The sequence below is a fragment of the Frankia canadensis genome (assembly GCF_900197875.1).
Lineage (GTDB): Bacteria > Actinomycetota > Actinomycetes > Frankiales > Frankiaceae > Frankia > Frankia canadensis.
Window position 1 is genome coordinate 1 of the sequence record NZ_FZMO01000545.1, and the last position, 20,880, is coordinate 20,880.

At 67.9% G+C, this 20,880-nt stretch carries 24 protein-coding genes and 1 tRNA gene; 8 read left to right on the plus strand and 17 right to left on the minus strand.

Annotation, left to right across the window (positions count from 1 at the left end; all coding sequences use genetic code 11):
- The first annotated feature begins 89 nt into the window (after positions 1-89).
- Positions 90-162, plus strand: a tRNA-Lys gene (locus tag C1A33_RS30670).
- Between the two features lie 88 nt (positions 163-250).
- On the opposite strand, the gene C1A33_RS30675 is transcribed toward C1A33_RS30670, so the two are convergent.
- From C1A33_RS30675 to C1A33_RS30685, 3 genes are all read right to left on the minus strand, one after another.
- Positions 251-1,528 (minus strand): tyrosine-type recombinase/integrase, encoded by a 1,278-nt coding sequence (locus C1A33_RS30675; protein ID WP_101835730.1) that lies wholly within the window; start codon positions 1,526-1,528, stop codon positions 251-253.
- Positions 1,528-1,737 (minus strand): hypothetical protein, encoded by a 210-nt coding sequence (locus C1A33_RS30680; RefSeq protein WP_101835732.1) that lies wholly within the window; start codon positions 1,735-1,737, stop codon positions 1,528-1,530. Before C1A33_RS30680 ends, C1A33_RS30675 begins: the two co-directional genes overlap by 1 nt.
- A 233-nt stretch (positions 1,738-1,970) precedes the next feature.
- Positions 1,971-2,270: a hypothetical protein gene (locus C1A33_RS30685; protein WP_101835734.1), complete on the minus strand. Its 300-nt coding sequence runs from the start codon at positions 2,268-2,270 to the stop codon at positions 1,971-1,973.
- Between the two features lie 150 nt (positions 2,271-2,420).
- Here C1A33_RS30685 and C1A33_RS30690 point away from each other — a divergent pair, with 150 nt between their 5' ends.
- Entirely contained in the window at positions 2,421-2,624 is a 204-nt protein-coding gene (locus C1A33_RS30690; RefSeq protein WP_243408100.1) for a helix-turn-helix transcriptional regulator, read from the plus strand.
- Positions 2,625-2,630: 6 nt separating this feature from the next.
- Here C1A33_RS30690 and C1A33_RS30695 read toward each other — a convergent pair whose 3' ends face one another.
- The 5 genes from C1A33_RS30695 to C1A33_RS30720 form a co-directional block, all read right to left on the minus strand.
- A complete protein-coding gene (locus C1A33_RS30695; protein ID WP_101835735.1) occupies positions 2,631-2,822 on the minus strand; it encodes a helix-turn-helix domain-containing protein in 192 nt (63 codons plus the stop codon).
- Between the two features lie 29 nt (positions 2,823-2,851).
- Positions 2,852-4,561, minus strand: a complete 1,710-nt coding sequence (locus C1A33_RS30700) for a replication initiator (RefSeq protein ID WP_101835737.1) — start codon at positions 4,559-4,561, stop codon at positions 2,852-2,854.
- A 177-nt stretch (positions 4,562-4,738) separates the two neighbouring features.
- Entirely contained in the window at positions 4,739-6,298 is a 1,560-nt protein-coding gene (locus C1A33_RS30710) for an FtsK/SpoIIIE domain-containing protein (protein WP_101835741.1), read from the minus strand.
- 119 nt (positions 6,299-6,417) lie between these two features.
- A complete protein-coding gene (locus C1A33_RS30715) occupies positions 6,418-6,711 on the minus strand; it encodes a hypothetical protein (RefSeq protein ID WP_101835743.1) in 294 nt (97 codons plus the stop codon).
- On the minus strand, positions 6,708-7,127 hold the full coding sequence (locus C1A33_RS30720) for a plasmid replication, integration and excision activator (RefSeq protein WP_101835745.1): 420 nt from the start codon (positions 7,125-7,127) through the stop codon (positions 6,708-6,710). Before C1A33_RS30720 ends, C1A33_RS30715 begins: the two co-directional genes overlap by 4 nt.
- A gap of 229 nt (positions 7,128-7,356) precedes the next feature.
- Between C1A33_RS30720 and C1A33_RS30725 the strand changes: the two genes are divergently transcribed.
- A complete protein-coding gene (locus C1A33_RS30725; protein ID WP_101835782.1) occupies positions 7,357-7,767 on the plus strand; it encodes a helix-turn-helix domain-containing protein in 411 nt (136 codons plus the stop codon).
- Between the two features lie 252 nt (positions 7,768-8,019).
- Here the strand turns inward: C1A33_RS30725 and C1A33_RS30730 are convergent, their stop codons facing one another.
- Genes C1A33_RS30730 through C1A33_RS30740 form a run of 3 tightly spaced genes read right to left on the minus strand, consistent with a single transcriptional unit; the run spans position 8,020 to position 9,700 of the window.
- Entirely contained in the window at positions 8,020-8,469 is a 450-nt protein-coding gene (locus C1A33_RS30730) for a hypothetical protein (RefSeq protein ID WP_101835747.1), read from the minus strand.
- A 53-nt stretch (positions 8,470-8,522) separates the two neighbouring features.
- Positions 8,523-9,344: an SAM-dependent methyltransferase gene (locus tag C1A33_RS30735; protein WP_101835749.1), complete on the minus strand. Its 822-nt coding sequence runs from the start codon at positions 9,342-9,344 to the stop codon at positions 8,523-8,525.
- The gene (locus C1A33_RS30740) at positions 9,341-9,700 is read right to left on the minus strand and encodes a hypothetical protein (protein WP_101835751.1); all 360 of its coding nucleotides are present in this window, start codon (positions 9,698-9,700) and stop codon (positions 9,341-9,343) included. The genes C1A33_RS30735 and C1A33_RS30740 overlap by 4 nt, the downstream gene beginning before the upstream one ends.
- Before the next feature lie 377 nt (positions 9,701-10,077).
- Here C1A33_RS30740 and C1A33_RS30745 point away from each other — a divergent pair, with 377 nt between their 5' ends.
- Genes C1A33_RS30745 through C1A33_RS30755 form a run of 3 tightly spaced genes read left to right on the plus strand, consistent with a single transcriptional unit; the run spans position 10,078 to position 12,537 of the window.
- Entirely contained in the window at positions 10,078-11,220 is a 1,143-nt protein-coding gene (locus C1A33_RS30745) for a P-loop nucleotide/nucleoside kinase family protein (RefSeq protein WP_101835753.1), read from the plus strand.
- A complete protein-coding gene (locus C1A33_RS30750) occupies positions 11,210-11,797 on the plus strand; it encodes a guanylate kinase (RefSeq protein ID WP_101835755.1) in 588 nt (195 codons plus the stop codon). Before C1A33_RS30745 ends, C1A33_RS30750 begins: the two co-directional genes overlap by 11 nt.
- A 5-nt stretch (positions 11,798-11,802) precedes the next feature.
- A complete protein-coding gene (locus C1A33_RS30755; protein ID WP_101835757.1) occupies positions 11,803-12,537 on the plus strand; it encodes a hypothetical protein in 735 nt (244 codons plus the stop codon).
- A 145-nt stretch (positions 12,538-12,682) separates the two neighbouring features.
- On the opposite strand, the gene C1A33_RS38220 is transcribed toward C1A33_RS30755, so the two are convergent.
- From C1A33_RS38220 to C1A33_RS30765, 4 genes are all read right to left on the minus strand, one after another.
- A complete protein-coding gene (locus C1A33_RS38220; RefSeq protein WP_165818657.1) occupies positions 12,683-13,285 on the minus strand; it encodes a HEPN domain-containing protein in 603 nt (200 codons plus the stop codon).
- A complete protein-coding gene (locus C1A33_RS30760) occupies positions 13,286-14,320 on the minus strand; it encodes a ParA family protein (protein WP_101835759.1) in 1,035 nt (344 codons plus the stop codon).
- A gap of 1,057 nt (positions 14,321-15,377) precedes the next feature.
- Complete coding sequence (locus tag C1A33_RS37645) at positions 15,378-15,503, minus strand: hypothetical protein (RefSeq protein ID WP_279354725.1); 126 nt, start codon at positions 15,501-15,503, stop codon at positions 15,378-15,380.
- A 230-nt stretch (positions 15,504-15,733) separates the two neighbouring features.
- Positions 15,734-18,469: a tetratricopeptide repeat protein gene (locus C1A33_RS30765; protein ID WP_165818658.1), complete on the minus strand. Its 2,736-nt coding sequence runs from the start codon at positions 18,467-18,469 to the stop codon at positions 15,734-15,736.
- A 359-nt stretch (positions 18,470-18,828) separates the two neighbouring features.
- Here C1A33_RS30765 and C1A33_RS30770 point away from each other — a divergent pair, with 359 nt between their 5' ends.
- Both C1A33_RS30770 and C1A33_RS30775 read left to right on the plus strand, forming a co-directional pair.
- Entirely contained in the window at positions 18,829-19,098 is a 270-nt protein-coding gene (locus C1A33_RS30770; protein ID WP_101835763.1) for a hypothetical protein, read from the plus strand.
- Positions 19,095-19,418, plus strand: a complete 324-nt coding sequence (locus C1A33_RS30775) for a type II toxin-antitoxin system PemK/MazF family toxin (RefSeq protein ID WP_101835766.1) — start codon at positions 19,095-19,097, stop codon at positions 19,416-19,418. Before C1A33_RS30770 ends, C1A33_RS30775 begins: the two co-directional genes overlap by 4 nt.
- A 170-nt stretch (positions 19,419-19,588) precedes the next feature.
- On the opposite strand, the gene C1A33_RS30780 is transcribed toward C1A33_RS30775, so the two are convergent.
- Both C1A33_RS30780 and C1A33_RS30785 read right to left on the minus strand, forming a co-directional pair.
- On the minus strand, positions 19,589-20,485 hold the full coding sequence (locus C1A33_RS30780; protein ID WP_101835768.1) for a hypothetical protein: 897 nt from the start codon (positions 20,483-20,485) through the stop codon (positions 19,589-19,591).
- Positions 20,486-20,513: 28 nt separating this feature from the next.
- Complete coding sequence (locus C1A33_RS30785) at positions 20,514-20,825, minus strand: hypothetical protein (RefSeq protein ID WP_101835770.1); 312 nt, start codon at positions 20,823-20,825, stop codon at positions 20,514-20,516.
- Positions 20,826-20,880: the final 55 nt, after the last annotated feature.

A 20,880-nucleotide genomic window follows, 5' to 3' on the forward strand; every position in this document is an offset into this window, starting at 1 on the left:
GCCTTCGCGTTCCCCCGGAGGCTCCCGCGTCGACATGGGTACAGTTCTCCATGTCGACGCGGGAACCTCCGGGGGAACGCGAAGGCCAGGCGCCGTTAGCTCAATTGGCAGAGCAGCGGACTCTTAATCCGCGGGTTCGGGGTTCAAGTCCCTGACGGCGCACCCGTAGCTACCAGCCACTTCATCGGTTTTGATGAACCCGCTGGAGCATTCCTGGCAGCCAGGCTGGCAGCCACAGGTGCGCGTTTACTCATTCTTCGTCGGTGTCCTCCTGTGGGTCAGCATTACTGTCTGCGTCCGGCGCAGTTCCCCACAGGGCAGTGCCCATCCGGTCGGCCGCGTCGGTCGACAGCTCGGGCGCGACGTGGCTGTAGGTGCCGAGGGTCAGGCTGATCTGCGAATGACCCATGATCTCCATGACGACGCGCGGGTGGACACCCTGCGCGAGGAGCAGGCTCGCCATGGTGTGGCGGGCATCGTGGAGCCGAGCCGTACGGACACCGGCACGGGTCAGAAGATCCTGCCAGGCCCGATGGTCCGCCCGCGGGTCGATCGGCCGCCCGTTCGGCTGCACGAACACCAGATCATGCTTGTTGATCCACTCCCCGCCGGCCGCTTGACGTTCGGCCTCCTGCGCGGCGCGGTGAACCCGCAGGCTCGCGGCGAGGTTCGCCGGGATCACGATGGTCCGCCGACCAGCCCGCGACTTCGGGGGAACGATGACGAGCCCGCCGCCGGTGCGCCGAGGGCAGCGACGCGCGGTCGTGCAGGTCTTCGGATCTTCGCAGCCGTGCGCCCACGCGCGCCGTTGCAGCGCCTGGCGAACCGTGAGGGTTGCGGGCGTGATGTCGAGGCTCACCGCGTCCCAGGCCAGGCCGAGGGCTTCCCCCTGGCGCAGCCCGAGCGCGAGAGCCACGGACCAGCGAGCGGCATCGCGCTGCCCCTTGGCCGTGTCCAGGATCGCCCGCGCATCGGCCGCGGTGAGCGGTCTGACCTCGTCTCGCTCGACTGAGGGCGCATCCACCAGCGTGGCGACGTTCCGTGTCACCCTCCCCCGCCGATGGGCGATCTTCAGTGCGCGGGAGATGATCCGGTGCATCTGGAGCACGGTCGCCGGTGCCAGCCCCTCCGACTCGCACGCGGCGTAGAAGGATTCCAGGTGCTCGGGTTCGAGCCGGTCGAGTCGGTATCCGCCGAGTTCTGGAACGATTCGGTTGTGGACGTATCCGCGGTAGGTCGCGAGGGTGGACGGGCGCACCTTGCGACCGGCGATCGTGTCGAGCCAGAACGTCAGCCACTGTTCGACCGTGAGCGGCTTGTCGCCGGTGACGACCTTGACGCCGTCCTCCTGCTGCCGCCGGACCGTACGGAGCTTCTCGGCGACCTCCGCCCGAGTCCTGCCGGAGAGGTACTTGCGTTGCCGCTTGCCGTCCTTCCAACCGAGATCCACTGTGGCCCGCCAGCGGCCGGACGTGTCCTTGTAGATGGCTCCCTCACCGGCGCCGCGCCGACCCTTGCGCGCGGCCATCAGGCGGCGTCCAGCGGGTTGCCGCCCGGCCATTCGACGGCGTCGCACCACGGGCAGCCGTAGGGGCTGTCTTCCATGTCGCAGGCGAACTTGGTCTCTCCGTCGTACTGGGGGTAGGCGCGCCCCTGGCCACGGGACGCCCGGTCGAGGTGGTCATGCAGCGCCTGAGTAAGGCTCACCCGCGGGGTCGCGGGAAAGTGAGTGGACATCCGGGATTTGGCTCCTTGCCGAAAGAACGGTCGCACGGATAGCGGCTGACGTCGCCGCACGAGTGGATTTCCGTTCTCTGGCGCTGAAATGGTCTGTCGGGTCGCCGAACGGGTCAAGGGCGCTTCGCGTCGCTACGCGATCGGCCTACGGCCGACCCTTGACCCGCCCGTCGCCCCGACAGGTTGAGGCGCCACCAGAGAACGGAAGAAAAATGGGTGGGGCGAGGGATCCGCTACGGGCGGGTTCCGCGTGCCGCCGCCGGTCCCGTGGGGGTGATGCCGCCGGTGCGCTCGGGGTTGCGAGCGTCGGGCACCGTGCGGAACACCATGGTGAGGTCGACGCTGCCGAAGTGTTCGGTCAGGAAGGCGTCGACCGGCAGCCGGGCCAGCGTCTCGGCGACCTCGCGGGCATCGGCACCCGATCGCACTGTCAGCGCGTAGACGCCGGTGCGGATGAGGCTGACGACGATCAGCGGCGGGGTTCCGCCGGGGGTCGGCCCCGCGGTGGGACCGTCGGGCGGGAAGATGGGCATGGGTCTCTCTCCTGTTCGCGCAGGAAGGGATCAAGGTTCCGGTCAGGTGTTCGCGCACCAGGCCGGAACCGCCTCAACTCGACTGGACGACCGTCCAGTGGCGCCCACGGTACACGCGGCGCTAGACGGTCGTCCAGTAGATTGCGGAGTATGACGCAACCGCTGATGGGAGCGGCGGAGATCGCCCGCCGGTTGGGGGTCGGGCGGACCAGGGTGAACCAGCTTCTGAAGGAAGACCCGACCTTCCCCACCCCGTATGCCTCCCTGGCCGCCGGTCACATCTGGCGGACCACCGACGTCGAAGCATGGATTGCCGAACACCGGCCCGACCTCCCGCCGCCCGACGGCCCATGAGCGGGGTCATGCCGCCTGTCCGTCGTCGAGGCCGCGGAGCCGGTTGACGAAGGCGTGCAGTGACGCGGAGGGGATGCGGCGGGATCGGCCGATGTGGACGGATTCGAGGTCGCCGCTGTTCAGGAGTTCGTAGATGGTGCTGCGGCTGACGCCGAGCAGGTCAGCGGCTTCCGTCGGAGTGAGAAGAAGTTTCGTCACAGGGTCTCCCGGGTTCGCGGGCGGACGGGTCAGGCAGCGTCCGCGAGGGGCGGTCCCGTTGCCGAACTTCCGTTGACGCCTGCACCGGTGTTGAGCTGTGCGCGCCAGGCGTGGCGTTGGGCGATGGCGTGCAGGATCAGATGCTCACGGCGGGGGGCGGCCGGGTCCCCAGGCCGTAGCAGCGTCCAGGCGAGTCGGGCCGGGTCGGTGCCGGGTGCGGCCGGGCCGGTGCCGGTGGCGCCGAGCACGGCGAGTTGCTGGCGGATGAAGTCGACCCGGTCGTGACGGTGGTCGGTGAGCGTCTTGCCGGACCAGCGGCGGGACACCAGCACGCGCCGGCCGCCGAAGCCGAGCGTTTCCCGCCGGTGCGCCCTGCCGGTGCAGCGGCCGGGGGTCAGGCCCTTGCGGGGGTTGCGGGGTTGGATGCCGTAGCGCAGCCAGTTCGCGCACGTCGGGGAGCATGGTTCGTAGCGCAGGGCGTCGGCGAGCCGGTCAACGTGCGCCCGCTGCCGGTCGGTGTCGATGGCGTGGCAGGCGTCGAGACTCTTCGTCAGGTATTTGGTGAGGTAGCCGATCATCCGGCCGGTGTTCGCCGAGTTCGCCGTCACCCCGTCCGCGCGCAGTTGCGGGCCGAAGCGGACGACGTGGGCGGGGTTGTCGTCCACGCCGATCGCGTCCACAGCGGCATCCCACGACGGCAGCGGGACGCTGGTGGTCGGGTCGAGGTAGCCGCCGGTGGTGTCGTCCCAGGCGGGAAGGTCACCGTCGAGGTAGATCGGCTGATCACAGGATGGCCACCACACCTGGTGGTAGGTGGCAGCGGCGACCAGCCGCAGCATCGCCCGCGGCACCGTCCCCCGGATCGCCGCGTGCAGGTGCGGCGCGAGTCGGCGTTGGGGTTCGAGTGCGGCGAAGTACTGGACGTCCCAGCCGACCGCCCGGCGCAGGTTCTGCCAGAACCGATCCAGCAGCTTCGGGAAGTGGATCGCATCCCGCGCCGCCCGCCGATAGTCATAGGTCGCCGGGTCCACCGGGGTGCCGTCCGAGCGGACACGGCCGTAGGTGTCGCAGGTCAGCGTCAGGAACATCGACGGCCGCCACACCGTCCCGTCCGGTGCGGTGAACGTCCGCCCGACCGTGCGCCGCTCGACAGGCAGCCGAGGCAGGTCCGGGGCATCCTGACGCCGACGGGTCGAGCGGACCCGACGCGGCCGGTCCCGGTCAGCCGGAGCGATCCGCCCGCGGACACCGAGGTCGGACAGTTCCTGGTCGACCTGGCCGATCATCTGGTCGATCTCTGCGACCTGGTCGACGTCGCCGGCCGCCAGGACTTCGCCGCGTGCCTGCTCCAGGTCCGCACGCAGCACCGCAAGCGCTTTCGCGTCGCTCGACGCCGGATCGGGGTCGGGAAGGGGTTCGTCGTCCAGGTGCCATCCGCTCTTGCACTGGGCCATCCGCAGCCGCCGGGACCGTTCCGCGCACGGCGGGCACTTCGATGCGAAGGTGGCGCCGCAGGGGACGGGGATGATCTGTGTTTCGCCGGTGTCCAGGCTGGTCCGGCGCATCGCCAGCGGCCGGACGCACACCCCGTTGTCCACCGCGACCGCCTCGACGACCTGACGGGCCAACGGAGAGCGCATCCGCGCCGCCCGAGACCCAGGCCGGTCTACCGGGCCGGGGTTGGCCGGTTCAGGGAGCGCCGGGGGCAGGTGGTCCGGGGTGGCGGTGGGGAAGGTCATCGGCAGGTGGTTCCTCCGAAGCGTCGGGGACGGGGTCGGTGTAGTGAGTGCAGCCGCAGCGCAGACCGGAGACGTCGGCCCGGCAGCCCCGCCGGCCGTGCGCGACGAGAGGATGGCCGCAGGTCGCACAGGCCGGCAGGGACGGAAGCGGGGCGCAGGAATCCGGGTCCGGTCGGCTCACGCGGCCTGGTCGAGGCCGTCGAACGGGTCGTCGTCGTCGAGGTAGCCGCTGATGTCGGGGGTCCACCCGCCCCGGGGCGTCGGCCGGTAGTGGGTGACGATCCGGCCGATTTCGGCGTCGTCGATGTAGCCGGCGCGGACCCGGACCGGGTCGGGGTTGCCGTCGTGCAGCACATAACCGACCCCGGGCAGCGCGCGGGGGATCTCGTCGGCGCGGGCACCGCGTTCCCGAGCGCCGTTACCAAGGACGAGGTCGGCCTGGTCGGTTTCGGTCATCCGCAGCGCCACCCGGACCGGGAACAGGTCGCGGAACGGCAGCACTTCCTTACGCGGGTCCTGCACCGCGGCGACGATCACCACTCCGGGGGCGCGTCCCTGGGACAGCAACAGCGGCAACGCCGCCCCGATCCGCTTCTTCACCTCCCGATCCGTCACGTAGGCGGTCAGCGAGGCGATCTCGTCGACCACGACGACGATGAGCGGTTCGACGGTGGTGGGCGTGTGCAGGCGGGTGTTCCCCGCCAACACCGCCGTGCGCGACTGCATGCGGGCCACCGCGTCGTCGAGCAGATCAGCGATGCTGTCCGTGGTGGTGGCGAAGCGGGTGAACAGCGGACGACCGAAGGCCAGTTCCATCCCGCCCTTCGGGTCACACACCCACAGCTCCACCAGCCCGGCGCGCACCGCGGGCGCCAGACCGCGCAGCAGCCCCCACAACACCGAGCCCTTGCCCGCCCCGGTCGCCCCCGCGATCAGCACATGCGACCCGCGCACCGGCAGCGTCCACTCTGTTCCGTCCTCGCAACGGCCCACCGGCACCGCCGACAGCCCCGCCACCAGCCGGCCCACATCCGACGAACGACGGGCGCCCGTGGGGTCGACGGTGCCGGCCGGGTCAGGGCCGGCATCGTCGGAGTCGTCGTCGAGGCTCGCCGGGGGCACCGGGCGGGTCAGCGGGTCATGCCGGTGGAAGGAGACCCGCACGAACCGGGTCGTCTCCCCGTGGACCTGGCAGCGCCGAGCCCGGAACACGTGCCGCAGCGCCTCGGCCTGCTCCGCCCAACTCGCCGGGGTCTGACCGGGCAGCAGCTCCACCCGCAGCACGTCCACCGACCGCGACGAGCGGATGGAACGGATCCGCGGAAAGTACTCGTCGAACGTCACCTGATCACCGGTCGACGTCGGCATGCGGATCGCAAGGTCGGTGTGCACCATCGCCGGCTTCCACCGCCACCGGTAGACGAACGTCAACCGGGCACGGCCCCACAGCCACCACACCACCGGCCAGAACGACCGGCCATGCACCCGCCACCACACCACCGCCACCAGCGCCAGCCCGCCGACGAGAGCGCCGAGCCCGGCCAGGCCGACCCGGTGCACGACCAGCAGCACCGCGACCAGCGAGCCGACCACGACCCGATGCCGCCAGCAGCCCCGCAACGCCAGCCACAAACCCTTGAACGCCAGCGCGACCAGCAGCATCCATACCGGCACCCGGACCTTGTCCGCCCGCGTCGGCACCCGCGGCAAACGCTGATCACCATTGATTCTGGACATGCCAACACCACCCATTTCCGAGCGCGCGAAACCAAGGACAGGAAGTGAGGGAGGATGGTCGGGCGACCCGGAATCGCAGGTTGATTCCAGAGCCGCCCGACCGGGAGTGCGGGATCCTGCTACGCGGCCAGCGGTCCCGCGGACGACTCGCCGGTGTCGAACCGGATGCGTTCGCATTCCATGAGATAGTCGTTCACGGCCGCGATCAGCGCGTAGGCGAAATCAATATGGTCCGAGGTGACCGCATTCCCCGCCGGTGACAGCGAGAACGACGTCAGCCCGAGGCGGACCGCGAGGATCGGCGATCGGTTCGGGTACACGTGGCAGGTCACGGACCAGTCGGCGCCGACGTGCAGGCCGAGGTGAGAGGACGACCGCATGCCGTCGATCACGGGACGCCGCCGGCCCGTCATGCCGCCACCCCCGGAGCCGGGCGCCGACCGTTCAGCGCAGCGGGGGCCCGCATGCCGGACGCCCGCAGCGAGTAGGCGATCTTCGGACGCTCGGCATTGCGCCGGTCGATGTAGGGCGTGATCGACAGGCCGTCGAACTCCACCGGCCGGAACGGTGTTCCTGGCAGCAGGTCCGGCGGGACCGGCTGCACCGGCGCGGTCATCCGGATCTTGACCTCGTTCGTCCGCGCGTCCGGGTCAGCGTCGATGACCTTGACCTGCCACACCAGGTCGCCGGTCTCCTCGTCGCGCTGCTGCGCGTCGGCCACCCCCGCCCGGACCTTGTCGAAGTCGTTGACCGGATCGACACCGACCACGAACGCCCCCACAGGGAACACCACCCCGAACGCGAGCGGAATGCGCCTGGGCACCGCCATAGATCCACCATCCTCGTTGCTCCGACGGGCCGGACGTCGAGCCTGTCCGGCGGGTACGGAACGACAATGCTCCGCCGAACAAGCGCGTTTCAAGCGCTATATCGGCGGTGCATGAGCAGTCGGGATCGATGAATGTCGAGGGTGCATGAACTCATGCACGACATGCAGGGTCGATATAGGCGTTGACCAGGGCAGGCCGGTGCAATGCCTATTCGCTAGCATGCCGGGCATGGCTGATCGTCCCGGTCGGGTGAACGCATCCGAGAACGCACCCGACGCCGAGGGCGAAGACTGGGAAGCGGTCGCCATCGCCATCACCGACCGAATGGCCGCCCGGCGCATCGGACAGCAGGAGCTCGCCGACCGGGCCGGCATCGCCGTGTCCACGTTGCGGCTGGTGCAGCACGGTGCGACCCGGCGCGTGCGCACCCGGACGTTGACGGCCATTGCCCGTGCCCTGGACTGGCCAGACGATCACCTGGTGCGCGTCCTGACGGGCGGCACGAGCTCGGCGGACGACCGCGACGAGGAGACGGCCGTGGTGGGCCGGTTGATCCTCGAAGGCGTCCGCGACATCCGCGACGATCTGCGTGCGCTGTTGCGTCGCCTCGACGACCTCGACCGGCAGCGCAGCCGGTAGCCCCCACTTCTGCTCAGGGGCCGGGCCTCCCGGTCGTCCGCGGCTGCGGACACAGGACGGCCCCGGATCCCATGATGGGGATCCGGGGCCGCGTGTGGCCGGCATGAACGCGCTCACGGACGCCGGCCACGTCCTGGGGTGGCGGGAGTGACAGGGTGGGAGGACCCGAACCCGTGGCCGCTGAGGTTCGGCCGGACGCGGGTCCTCCCGGGTGGTGACGGGCGGGATGTCGGGGGACGGCCCGTCACCGGCTCACAGGCGGGTCGGTGCCGCCTCGTCCATGTACATCGCGTCGGCGATCGTGTCGAAGCCGGCCGAGGTCTGCCCGCGCCGGACGGCCAACGCGCGGTCGATCTGTTCCGCGCTCAGCAGCCGGTAGCCGTCGGCGAGCGTGGCGAGCATCAGGTTCTCGGCGTCGGCGAACAGGATGCCGCGGGTCTCGGCATGCGCGGTCAGCGACTGGCGGGCCGTGTCGTTGCCGACCTTGCCGCCCAGGATTCCGGCGAGCAGTTCACCGGCGAGCCGGGTCATCTGCTGGTTGATCTTCGATCGTTTCTGCGTGTACCCGTGGCACAGGTCCGCAATGCCGTTGACCTGGACGAGGTCCAGGCCGATGTCCCGCCGGTGGTGCAGCTCCGGCAGGAACAGCCCCGCCGCGGGGGCGAGGCTCGCCGCTCCCGCCGCACGTAGATCAGACAGCACCCACTACCTCCATATGATCTTTCTCGGATATCCGGCCGCCAGGTGCGGACGGATCAGGGTTTGCGGCCGACGCCGCCGTACCCCCACACCGTGTGGACGTCGGCCGGTGGCGTGTCCGGTTTCCACAGCGGCAGCCGCACCACGCCCGGATCGAGAACATCGGTTCCAGCGAAGAAGCGGCACACGTCCCCCAGGCCCCGCAGCACCAGCGGCGCCGACGACGAGGCGTAGGCGTCGACGACCTCCCCGACCCGTGGGGGTGCAAGGTCGCCGGTGGCATGGGAGACGACGAGGAAGCTGCCAGGCGGCAGGGCGTCGACCAGCGAGCGCACCAGGGCGTGCGCGCCGTCGTTGTCGGTCAGGAAGTGCAGGACCGCGACGAGAAAAAGAGCAATCGGCCGGTGGAAGTCGAGGGCGTCGCGCAGTTCCGTAGCGTCGAGGATGAGCGCCGGGTCACGCAGGTCCGCGTCCAGGTAGGCCGTGCACCCTTGCGGGGTGCTGGTCAGCAGCGCGCGTGCGTGGGTCAGCACCACCGGATCGTTGTCGGTGTACACGACCCGGCACTCCGGGGCGACGCCCTGCACCACCTCATGCAGGTTCGGACTCGTCGGAATGCCCGTGCCCACGTCGAGGAACTGACGGATCCCGCACTCGCCCGCGAGGAACCGCGCCGCACGGACCATGAAGGCCCGGTTCGCACGCGCGACCACGGGCACATCCGGCACCGCCTCCACCACCTTCTCCGCGGCCTCACGGTCCGCCGGCAGATGATCCTTACCGCCGAGGTAGTAGTCATACATCCGCGCCGGATGCGCCACCGACAGGTCGAGCGACCTCACTGTGTCCTCACTGGCCGATACTCGATCGGCGATCATCGGACCGACTCCGCCCCGGCGGGCATGGCCGGCAGCACGATCGCGCCCCGGAATTGCCGATCCCGGACGTAGGTCCAGGCCGCCGCCCGGGTGGAGAAGAACCCGATGACCCCGAGCAGCGCACCCCGCGGCCCGCGCACCACGACGGCCCACAGCATCCGACGCACCCCACGAGCGCCGAGGAGCGGCGATGGACCACCCGCGTCCGGCCCCCCGGGTTCGGTCGGGGTCCGCGCGCACAGCAGATCCCGCCGTGACGGCGCCCGCCGCCCCTGCCCTTCCGGATCGTCCGCCGCGGGACAGGTCACCTCGATGCCGTGACCACCTCCACCGTCCGTCGCAACGCCGACGCTCATCCGCTTCCCCTTCGTTGATCTGTCGGCGCCATCCGCCACGGCGCGCCCGAGACACCGAAGCCGACGAGGCCACCGACGAGCCGACCACCGTCGCTTCGGGGTCGACGCCGCCCGCGGAGCGGAAGTCAGCACGAACGGCGTCGACTGCCGACAAGACTCATCGAGACCACCCGGACACGGAATGTCGACCCGGCATGGATCGACGACATTCCACCGCCGATCCGGCCGACAGTAGGCGCACAGATCAGCGCCGGTCCGGCGCCGTTTGACCGCCTGATCCCGGCTTGGGATGTCGACACGGCATCCCCCCGATATGCTCACCGTGCCGGTCTGCTCACGCAGATTGTCCCGACCTGCCACCGACCGAAGAGCGACGAATGACCGCTGACCCTGAGACCACCTGGCAGCGCTACACCGTCTCCGCCGAGCTGCTGCACCGCGACGACATGGCCGCAGTCCTACGCGCCCGTGACTTCGGCGCCGCGTTCCTGCTCATGCGCAAGTGGGACCACGTCAGCCAGGACCGCATAGCCTCGTCCATCGAGGGCTTCAGTCAGTCCCGGATCAGCCGTATCGCCGGGGGCAAGGCCAGGGTCGAGGAAGTCGAGGTGATCGAGCGCATCGCCGACGGCCTGCGCATCCCCGGCGCGATGGTCGGCCTGGCGTCCCGGCCCTGGGAGGGTCACGGTGCGCCGGTGGTTGCCCCAAGGCCACCGCGTGAGTCGCTGCGGGTACCGACCCATCTTCGGGAGCAGGCCGGGGCCGCGTTCGGCGCGCCGCCGGTCGTGCCCCGTCGCGACGAGGTCACCGATTCCATCCGCCAGCTACTTGCCAGCATCGAGCCGCCCGCCGCCGGGAAGGGCCGTCGGGTCGAGTTGCCTCCGTTCGATCTCGAAGCGAAGATCCTCAACGCCTGGAGTTCCGGACGGCCCCGCGAAGGCGCCCCGGTCCTCGTCATGGTGGCCGGATTCCCTGGATCGGGGAAGACGGAGTTCGCCCGGTTCCTCTGCGAGATCACCGGATGGTCGCTACTCGACAAGGACACGATGAGCCGCCCGCTCACCGAGTCCCTGTTGCTGTCGATGGACACTGACCCGAACGACCGCCAAGGCGAGATTTACACCGGCCGGATCCGCCCGTTGGAGTACCGGGCGATGTTCGACACCGCGTTCGACAACCTCCGCTTGGGCTTGCCCACGGTCGTCACGGCCCCGTTCGTCCGCGAGTTGACGGACGCGGCGTGGGTGGAGCGGATGAAGAAGCGTTGCGCGAAGGCCGGCGCGGCGATCGCCGTGGTCTGGCTTCGCTGCGATATCGACTCGCAACGCGACTACCTCGAATCCCGCGACGCCGCCCGGGACACGTGGAAGCTGTCCTACTGGGACGAGTACGTGGCCACCATCGACCCCGACCAGCGGCCGGTGTGCACGCACTACGTGGTCGACAACAGCCGCCACGCCCGCAGCAACCTCGCCGAACACGCCCGCCGCCTGGCCAGCCGGATCCGCGATGCGTCCTGACGCCGTCATCCTCTACGGACCGCCCGCCTCCGGAAAGGACACGGTCACCGCGGCATTGGCAGCGTTGGCTGATCGCTATACACAGTTCGACCGGCTGAAAGTCGGCGCGAACGCCCGCGCCCCCTACCGGGCGGCATCCGCTGGCGACCTTGACCGCCTCCAGGCGGAAGGCTCGATCCTCTACGCGAACGAGCGGTACGGGAACGTCTACGCCATCGACCGGCCCCGCCTCGACGAGTTGACCGCTGCCAGCCGAGTCCCAGTCGTCCACCTCGGCCAGGTCGCCGGCATCCACGCGCTTCACGCCGAATATCCCGCCCGCTGGCTAACCGTCCTGCTCTGGTGCCCCCGCGACATCACCGCCACCCGAGCCCGCCAGCGCGGCAGCACCGACGTTGCCGAAAGACTGACCGCATGGGACGAGACGCAAACCGATCTCGCCACGGCGACTGCAGACCTGTTCGACCTGGTGCTACGCACCGACCAGCGACCGCCCGACGAGGCCGCCGTTTGCATCCACCGCGCCTTGGCAGAGGGAGCCGGAGCCGTCCGGCCGGAACGGGACGAGGTGGACTGACCACAATGCAGCTTGTCCTTCCCGCCCTCACCTTCCGCACCCCAGACGGCCACATCGACGCCCCCGCCACCACGGCCTACGCAATGCGAGCCGCGCGCACGTGGGCATACCGGTTCATCCTGTCTGGCACCACCACCGGCGGACACCAGGCCAGCGAAACCGACCGCGCCGCCGTTGTGGATCTGTGGGCGGACGCCATCGGCGTGGACCGGCTCACCGCCTGCTGCTGGACCCCTGCCGACATCACCCACGCCACCGACTCCGGTGTCGTTCCGATGGTCGTCCTACGCGACCTCACCAGCAACGCCGAGGCCCTGGAACTCTTCGCCCGCCTGCCGAAGCCGAGCTACCTGTTCAGCCATCCCGAGTTCAGCCCGACCACGTTGACACCCGAGCTTGCCGCCACCGCCCGCGCCGCCGAAGTCCTCCCCGCCGCCGCCAAGGTCTCCAAGGTCCCGCCCGCGGGCATCGCCGCTCTTCGCAGCGCGACCGGCCCGAGCTTCGCTCTATGGGACGGCACCGCCCGTCACATCGCCGCCAGCCTCACCGCCGGAGCCGACGGCATCGTGACCGCACCCCTCAGCCACCTACCCCACCCATTCCCACGGGGCGACGTGGCCGAGCTCCAGGCCGCCATCGACACCGCCCAACACCACCTCGACACTCAGGGCGGCCGAGACGCCCGCACATCCGCACTGTTCGCGATGGCCACGGCCAGACGTCCGAGCGACGAGGTCTGAGGTTGCCGAATTGCTCGTTTTAGGATTTCAAGAGCCGAATCGGACGGCCGCGCCGCGCGGCGGCTGCGCGCGGCGCTGGCGCGCCGTGCTCGCCGGCCCGTCGCGCCGAAAGCGCATCTCGCCCGCAATTTGACATAAATCATCTTTACCAGACGACTCGCTTCCCAAAAACGGTGCCAAGGTGGGTCTTAAGGCCGCGCTCCGTTTCGCGCCCAAGGTGTAGGAAAAGCTGCTCGTTGAAGCGAAGCCCGGAGCTTGTCAGTCGCACGACTCCGAGTGGCGAGGTTGTCCAATCGAGGGCAGGGATGTCGAAACCGTGAGCGAAACTGTGCCTAACCTGTACTATTTCGTTAAGTCTCGCCTTCACTGCCAACGAAGATAATCTTCTGCGCACCCACACCCAATCACCGATTGGGTCGTAACCGGTATTCTGAAATAAGAGAGTTCGACTGTTCTCCCAGGTCGGCGTGTTGAACTTCTTCAGCGCTAGCCGGGCGTGACCATCAACAATCGAATGAAGGCCAGTATGTGCCACCTGAAGCGGATCGGCGGATGCCGCAATGAAGTCTCGAACCGAGTTCTCAACATACGACTCCCACGCAGCGACGGAGGCAGCAAGAGAAGCGTGGTAGTAAGCTTGTTTGGCGTCGGATCGCATTGGCTTAAGCCGATAATCATTGGCCGTAACTCTGAGTAATATTGCCTTATTGATCGCACCAAGAAATATCGATCGCGCAGGCGATGGCATCTATAGGCTATCTACGAAGTCGCCCAAAGCACTTTTGTACCGATCCAGGGGGTCAGAGTTGAGCTGCACTCGTTCTCCGGCAATATTGCGTGGGCCTGCGTACAGACGGTGCAGCGGCGTCCCCGTCATGGAGGCTACGATACACGCACCGTGATAGTCCGGAATTTCAATAAATGCGTCGCTCGGACGCTTGGAAGGGTCCGTGAAGAGAGTTCGGTGCCTCTTGTAGATGTCGTCTAGCGTTTGCGCGATGGTCTGCGCAACCGCAGCGAATGCCCGGCTAGCATTTCCTCTATACTGGGTTACGCGATTACTAACGAACGCATGCAATTTCGGAACTTGTACGCGCTCTTCGATCGCACGTTTCGCAAAGTTAATGCGAGCGTATGTTGCTATATGTGCATCGCCGATGCCATAAAGAAGTGCTACTACATTCTGAATTGCTCTTCGTGAACTATCGTCAGCCGTAAACGGCACGATGACGCTCTGGCATGCTGCCAAGGCTAGCTGCGTGTATATCGCGAAGCTTGGGTTACAGTCGATCACAAACAGGGAGTCACGGTCACCACTTCGGGCAGAGAGCGCGAGTGTAAGGTCTTTGACCCACTCGATGACTTGGCGCCACGCATCTACCGGCACTACAAGCTGCGACGTCTGCCTGATGGCTTCCGACAACACTTCCAGGAGATTGTCTCCGCAGATCAAGAGAAGATTTTCGGGGATGCTCTTATTGACCTCGGATGGGCGAACGACAAATGATGATACGTCATCCAACATGCGAAATGGGGAGCTGAGGCGAGCCTCGAGATAGCCGGCGATCGTTGCGCGAGGCTGTCGCGAGACCAGGTCGTCTATGGCCGCCGCGCTAAGCTGATAGCCTCCGAGGAGGGTTTCGCTCACATTTCCTTGCGGACATAGATCGATGACATAAACGTCCGAGTCGGGATTCCTGTGCGCGTACTCGCATGCGGCAATGAAGCAGAGGAAGCTTTTGCCGACGCCTCCCTTATTGTTCCAGAACGCATATGACCGCATTGGTTAACTCCTTGCCCGCCACTCTCCACCCGACGATCAACGATACCGGACCCGCCCAGCGCGCTGGACTGCGCCCGACGGGAGCGCCCTACCTGCCCACCGCGCTGCAAGGCACCGCCCTGCACAGCCAGACATCCGGGCCTGGCCTCCGTCAAGATCGACGGCTGGCATCCAGAGCGGCAGCGAAGCCACCAGAAACTAGGGAGACAGCTACGGGAGCCGGCGGACGAGACTGAGCCCGTGACCAGGACCGGTGGACGACCACGGACACCAGCGGACGAGCCACCGAAGATTCCATGTTCGCTGGGGTTGGGTCGGCGACCTACCGGTGTCTGAACGATCAAGCCACGGCACGATGGTCTTGTCGCTATCCCGCCGCGCACGCCAGGGGGCAGAAAAGCAAGCAGGGGGCACGCCAGCGGCGGGCGGCCGGGAGACAGAGCCAGTTGCAGCGGACAGCCCGACCCCTCCGCCTTGGCAGGCACGAGACTGTCTGTGGCCACCCTGCGAAGCGGCTACCGTGAGTACGGTCCGTGACCATTGCTCGGAGAGTGCCGTACGGCAGTTGTACTGCAACGGGGGTGGACGGCCGTGGACGCCGCCGGACGTGGCCGAGCCTGTGACCTGCACCGGGGGACACCCGCGGACGCCTGTGGACGATCGAACATCTGACTACGGATCAGAAGGTTGCCGGCGACGCGATGGCAGCCAGACAGGCAGCCAAGCCCGCGAACAGCTGGAGACAGCCACGGGGCTCGGTGGAGGAGGCCGAGCCCCTGACGTGCACTGACGGATGTCCACGGACACCGGCGGACAGCCCACCGATGATCTCTTAATCCGCGGGTTCGGGGTTCAAGTCCCTGACGGCGCACCCGTCCAGTCCGGCCAGCGTGGCCATAGAAGATCACGCTGCAGCCGGACTTTTTTTATGCGCGGCGTCGACGCAAGCCCGCTCGCGCCATGGCGAGGTTCACTCCGGTACACGAGACTGCGAACGATCTCGCAGGAACGATCATGGCAAGCATCTCGCCGCGGCGCTTCTCATTGCGAGCACAGCCTAAAGAAAGCTGATTTCCTGCGCGATCAGAAACGCACCGACCAGCCAGGTCACAACGATGGGATGGCGCCAGCAAGCCCGCAGCACGAGCCGCATTCCCATGAAAAGCAGGGCCAGCGACAGCATTCAGGTCGGCACATGAACCCCATCTCGGATGGCCTTGCCGGACAGATGATGACGGCTGGTCGGCATGAAGTCCCTACCCCCTCACGATCGACACCTTTCCAGATGGCGCAGCACGTCCGGCGCCCCCAGATCGACGATGCGCCGCCGAACAAGCGCGTATCAAGAGCTATAGCGGGGCTGGACGGTCCGGCAGCGGCAGGACGATGCCGCCTGGGAGGGGTAGGAGTTACTCATCTGGTGGATGTCGGCATTTTCAGTGCGCTGTTGGCCTCGCTGGTTTCGGGGACGTCGAGTGCGGCGTAGATGTCACGGGCTGACTGCCAGTGTTCGCGGGCGGTGTCGTGGTTGCCGAGCTCGTCGAGGGCACGGCCGAGGCCGGCGTGGGAGCGGGCCATCTCGTAGCTGTCCTGGGTGGCGTGCGTCAGGGTGAGCGCCAGGGCATGGTGGTGAAGAGCCTGCTCGGGATGGCCAGCGATGTGGAGATGTTCCGCAAGTCCGTTCCGCGCGCGGGCCTGGCCGTTATGATCATCGATCTCTTCGTAGAGATCGAGGGCCTGTCGGTGATGACGGGCGGCATCGTCGTGGCGGCCCTGCGCGTGGTGGACGAGGCCGAGGTTCGTCAGGGCGTCCGCCTCGCCGTTGCGGTCGGCCAAGGTCAGATAGAGGGCGAGGGCCTGCCGATGGTGATCGGCCGCGAGGTCGTGGTCGCCCTGGTGGCAGTAGACATTGCCGAGGTTGCCCAGCGCATGGGCCTGTCCACGGGTGTCGCCGGTCAGCTGGTGCAGCTCAAGCGCCCGCTGCTGGTGGTCAACGGCCAGGGTGTAGCGGCCCTGCCGCCAGTGGACATGGCCGATGTTGCCGAGGGCGCGAGCCTGACCCCGCTGGTCGCCTGACTTCTGGCACAGGTCGAACGCGCGCTGGTTGTGGATGAGGGCTTCGTCGTAGCGACCCTGCCGCCAGTAGATGATGCCCAGGGCGGTGAGCGCCCTGCTTTCACCACGTTCGTCACCTATCTGCTGGAAGAGTGTGAGCGCCTCCCGGGCATGCTCGGCGGCGTCCGCGTACCGCCCCTGGTGTCGGCAGATACCCGCCAGACTGGTCAGCACATGGGCGTGCTGGGCATGGTCGCCGAGGGCTCGGGCGGTGTCGCGGGCGGCGGTGTAGACGGCGATCGCCTCGGTCAGATGGGCACCGAGGTCGAGGTAACGGAACAGAATCGCCGCCAGTTCCAGGGCGTGGCGCCAGCCGTGCAGGTTCGCCTGGGCCGCGACACGCACCAGGTTGGCACGTTCGAGATCAAGCCAATGTCGCGCTCCCTGCCGATCGCCGCTCCACCGCGGCTGCACGTAAGGGGACCGCACCGGCGGCAGATGATCAACCTCTGTGGGGAAAAGCGTGCGGACCGCCGTCGCGGCGGTGGAAACGTAGTGGTCGAACAGGACGCGGGTCGACTGGAGGCACTCCGTTTCGGAGTCCTCGTCGCCGGCTCGGTCACGAGCGAAGGCTCGCACAAGGTCGTGGAATCGGTAGCGATCACGCCCGGCTTCGAGAAGAAGGTGGACGTCCAGGAGATGTTCACACGCCCGATCCGCCTGGGCCGGTGTGACGCCGGCGAGGGCGGCGGCGGCGTGCGTGTCCATCTCCACTCCGGGGTGAAGTCCGAGACGGCGCAGCATCCGCTGGGACTCGCCGGTGAGGTCGCGGTAGGACACGGCGAAGGCGGCGGCCACACCGCGTTCGCCGTCCTCCAGCGCGGCGAGCCGGTCATGGTGGTCGGCCAGCCGGTCAGCCAGGTCCGCGACCGACCACGCCGGCCGGGTGCGTAGCCGCGCCGCCGCGATCCGCAACGCCAGCGGGAGCCGCCCGCACAGGTCGACCAGCCGCATCGTGGCGTCGTCCTGACCGGCGAGCCGGTCGGCGCCCACCACGGAGGTGAGCATGTCACGCGCCCCTTCCGGGGGCAGGACCTCCAGATGCCACGAGCGTGCCTCGTCCAGCGCGGCAAGGCGACGGCGACTGGTGACAATCACCAGGCATCCGGACGCCGCGGGGAGCAGCGGAAGAACCTGCTCCGCCGAGCGCGCATTGTCGAGAACGACCAGGGTCCGCGTGCCCGCAAGCCGACCCCGGTACAGGGCAGCCCTGGCCTCCAGCGCAGGGGGGATCTGTGCACCAGGCACGCCCACACGGCGCAGCAGTTCACTCAGCGCGGCGTCAGGTTCGATCGGTTCGACGGACGGCGTCGCCCCGTGCAGGTCCAGAAACAGGCACCCGTCGGGAAACCGGTCAGCGAGCTCATGCGCTACGCGCAGGGCGAGCGTCGTTTTGCCGACCCCTGCCATCCCGTGCACGGACAGGATCACGGACGCACCGGCCACAGCCGCACGGCCGCCATCCGGACAGGCCGCTTCGGCACCGGACATCAGCTCGGCGATCTGCTGCTGCCGGCCGGTGAAGAACCGTGTGGTCGGGGGCAGCTCCCGCGGTGGTGAGACGACCTCCGCCCCGCCGGGCAGCGGGCGGCCACCAGGGAAGGGGACGCCGGGGAACGGTGGTGCCACTGTGGGCACGGCGGATCCCCGGATGCTCGCGCCCAGACCCGACAGCAGTGTGGCCGCGGCGTTCTCCTCGTCGAGACCGACCAGGTCGATCGTCACCAGGCTCGCCAACAAACCCGGAGGGGAACACTCATCCACCTTCACCGGGACCAGGCGGACACGTCGGTCGGTCGGGTTGACGATACTCGGCCACGGCAGCGACGCCCCGCTCTCGGCCAGATAGCTCTCGCTCAGCACGAGCACCAGCCAGTCCGCTCGAACGAGGGACTCGTTCAACCACCGCAGGCGGTTCACGCCCGGCACCGCGTGCCATCCTTCCAGCAGCGGCTCGACGCCCGCCGCCTGCATCCTCCAGGCCAGCCATTCGGCCCACCGCCGGTCGGAGGCCGCATGACTTACCAGCACCACCGGTGAATCCTGTGCCGACGTGCGCGCCTCCATCGATCAAGTGTGGCACTCATGACCACCGCGATGATGTGCGCCCGCGGCCGGCTTTGGTCCTGGCGCCCCGGCCGCGCGACCCGGCGTGTGCGTGGACAACCATCCGGCGCGTGTCCTCACAGGCGGCACGAGCGCGGCAGACGACCTCGACGAGGAGACGGCCGTGGTGGGCCGGTTGATCCTCGAAGGTGTCCGGGACATCGGTGACGATCTGAGGACGACTACGCGGCCAATCAGCCTCGGTACCACACTCGGGAAACATGTGCCCCCGACCTGAGCGTCCGCCGGCCACCCCGGGTGTTGTACTTTTGTTGTACAGTGACCTCATGAGCGTCGGATTCCGCCCCACCGAAGAGGACCTCCGGATCGTTGAGGCCAACCGCCGTCAAGACGAGAAGACCAGCGACGTCATCCGACGCGCCCTGCGACTGCTTGACCGGGAGGCATGGGAGGTGCGTGCCCGCGAGGATATGTACCGGCTGCGGAACGAGGACCTGTCCGCCGAGCCCGACGCGTGGGAGTACGACACCAACGGCAACATCAGAATCGCAGGTACGGATCTCGCGGTACCAGCCAGATCGCAGGACCAACCGTGATCCGGGGGGCGGTATACCCGGTGGACCTCGGCGACGCCAAGCGCGGGCATGAGCAGCGGGGGCGTCGGCTTGGCGTCGTCATGAGTATTGAGCAGAACGCGTGGTCCACGGTTACGATCGTTCCAACGTCGACCGGCGCGCAGGCGTCCGCCTTCAGGCCGGAGGTGGTTATTACGGGACGGTCGACCAGGATCCTGATCGACCAGATCCGGACCATCGATAGCGCCTATGTCACCGGTGAACTCGTGGACTACCTCTCCCGCGACGACATGGCGCAGGTTGAGCACACGCTTTCACGCTACCTCGGTCTGCTTCGCTGACCGCATCGCTTGGCGCTCCCGTACTGCGCTCCGCGCCGTGAGGGCTAAGCTCGACGAGGGCCTCGCCGTATCCCTCGCCGAACGGTTGACCAAGCACGGCCGGGACCGGTAAGACAACTCGACAGATCTGTCAGCTGCGTTGGACCTCTGTCTTCGGGAAGAGGTCATGCCTACAAAGCCTTCGACTTGGCGCTCGCGGCCTTGGCGCGTCGGTGGCGTTTCTGGCGGATGTCCGCGGCGGTGTCCAGCAGTTGGGCGACGGTCCGTCGAGGGTGATCGTTCCTGTCGTTGTCGGGTTCGCCGCGGAAGCGTCGCAGTATCTCCGCCTGAGTTCGGGTGCCGTGGCCCCGCGCGACCTGCAGGAGGAGCGTGTCCTTGTCACGAGCGGGAAGGCTCTTGATCCATCTTGCGATTTCGCGAGGGTCTTCCTTGACCGGTGATGAGGGTGGGCTGGCCTGAGCCGCGCTGGCGAGCAGGTCGGCGTCGAGGCGGAGGAAGTCCGCCAAGGCCCGCTGAGGCGCGGTGAGGGTGCCCAGCCCGGCGGGCACCGGCGGTTCGGGGTCCCCCTCCTCCTCCTCGTCGAAGGCGTCCTCGTCCCGTTCCCAGGTTCCGTAACCGGCCAGCCAGGCCAGGTAGAGAGGGCGGAGGTCACCAGCGGCAAGTTCGGCGCGGACACCGACGATTGCCGACAGTGAATCCTCCGCGCCTTCGACCCAGTCCTCGGCCTCGTTCTCGCTGGTCAGGTCGAGGAGAAGGTGCTGCCGGGTGGTCCAGGCGGTGACGTGTGGGTCCACGCAGTACTGCTCGACGGTCCTGAGGTCGAGAAGGGTTCGGGGCAGGCGGAGCATGATGCGGTGGGTGCCCCAGTTGGCGAGGTAGAGGTGGGCATCGTAGTAGCGCTCCATCATGATGTGTGGATCGCCGGAGAAGTTGCCCCACTGATATTCGTTGGTGAAACTGGTGGCGGTGATGCGTGCCCGGGTGGACAGCGCCCGGACCTCGACCTGCTGCCGTTCGTCCAGAGGGCGGTCAAGGGCCAGGAACTCGTAGTACTGGTACTCGGACACCGTTCGATCCGCCTATGTCGTCGCTTCGTCAGGGCGCCCAGTGCCGGTAGGCGTGGATCCATTCCGCCCCCGCCGGGGCTGGGGTGGGCAACGGTAGTTCCAGGATGCCGATCGCCTGGCGATGTCTCCCACGTGTGCAGACCGCCACGATACCGCCTCCGGCCTGCAGATCTATCCCAGTGACGGTCACCTCCACACCCAGGACAGTGGTCTGGAAGGGAACCGCCAGATTTTCTTCGATCACGGTGTGGAAGGCTGTCAGTTGTTCGTCTTCGCCGTAAGCGTCGACGACGGCACGCTCGACCAGAGCATCAAGCTCGGCGTCACTCAAATCCACCACGGGCAGCAGCCTACCGACACGGTGATCTGGCACTCCTCGCGGCCGCGCCGACCCA

Coding starts and splice junctions, on each gene's coding strand:
- C1A33_RS30755 (WP_101835757.1), top strand. CDS start 11,803: ATGCAGCTTGTCCTTCCCGCCCTCACCTTCCGCACCCCAGACGGCCAC.
- C1A33_RS37645 (WP_279354725.1), bottom strand. CDS start 15,503: ATGCTGTCGCTGGCCCTGCTTTTCATGGGAATGCGGCTCGTGCTGCGG.
- C1A33_RS30690 (WP_243408100.1), top strand. CDS start 2,421: ATGACGCAACCGCTGATGGGAGCGGCGGAGATCGCCCGCCGGTTGGGG.
- C1A33_RS30745 (WP_101835753.1), top strand. CDS start 10,078: ATGACCGCTGACCCTGAGACCACCTGGCAGCGCTACACCGTCTCCGCC.
- C1A33_RS30760 (WP_101835759.1), bottom strand. CDS start 14,320: ATGCGGTCATATGCGTTCTGGAACAATAAGGGAGGCGTCGGCAAAAGC.
- C1A33_RS30715 (WP_101835743.1), bottom strand. CDS start 6,711: ATGACGGGCCGGCGGCGTCCCGTGATCGACGGCATGCGGTCGTCCTCT.
- C1A33_RS30770 (WP_101835763.1), top strand. CDS start 18,829: ATGAGCGTCGGATTCCGCCCCACCGAAGAGGACCTCCGGATCGTTGAG.
- C1A33_RS30680 (WP_101835732.1), bottom strand. CDS start 1,737: ATGTCCACTCACTTTCCCGCGACCCCGCGGGTGAGCCTTACTCAGGCG.
- C1A33_RS30710 (WP_101835741.1), bottom strand. CDS start 6,298: ATGTCCAGAATCAATGGTGATCAGCGTTTGCCGCGGGTGCCGACGCGG.
- C1A33_RS30725 (WP_101835782.1), top strand. CDS start 7,357: ATGGCTGATCGTCCCGGTCGGGTGAACGCATCCGAGAACGCACCCGAC.
- C1A33_RS30750 (WP_101835755.1), top strand. CDS start 11,210: ATGCGTCCTGACGCCGTCATCCTCTACGGACCGCCCGCCTCCGGAAAG.
- C1A33_RS30685 (WP_101835734.1), bottom strand. CDS start 2,270: ATGCCCATCTTCCCGCCCGACGGTCCCACCGCGGGGCCGACCCCCGGC.
- C1A33_RS30720 (WP_101835745.1), bottom strand. CDS start 7,127: ATGGCGGTGCCCAGGCGCATTCCGCTCGCGTTCGGGGTGGTGTTCCCT.
- C1A33_RS30675 (WP_101835730.1), bottom strand. CDS start 1,528: ATGGCCGCGCGCAAGGGTCGGCGCGGCGCCGGTGAGGGAGCCATCTAC.
- C1A33_RS30735 (WP_101835749.1), bottom strand. CDS start 9,344: ATGATCGCCGATCGAGTATCGGCCAGTGAGGACACAGTGAGGTCGCTC.
- C1A33_RS38220 (WP_165818657.1), bottom strand. CDS start 13,285: ATGCCATCGCCTGCGCGATCGATATTTCTTGGTGCGATCAATAAGGCA.
- C1A33_RS30700 (WP_101835737.1), bottom strand. CDS start 4,561: ATGACCTTCCCCACCGCCACCCCGGACCACCTGCCCCCGGCGCTCCCT.
- C1A33_RS30740 (WP_101835751.1), bottom strand. CDS start 9,700: ATGAGCGTCGGCGTTGCGACGGACGGTGGAGGTGGTCACGGCATCGAG.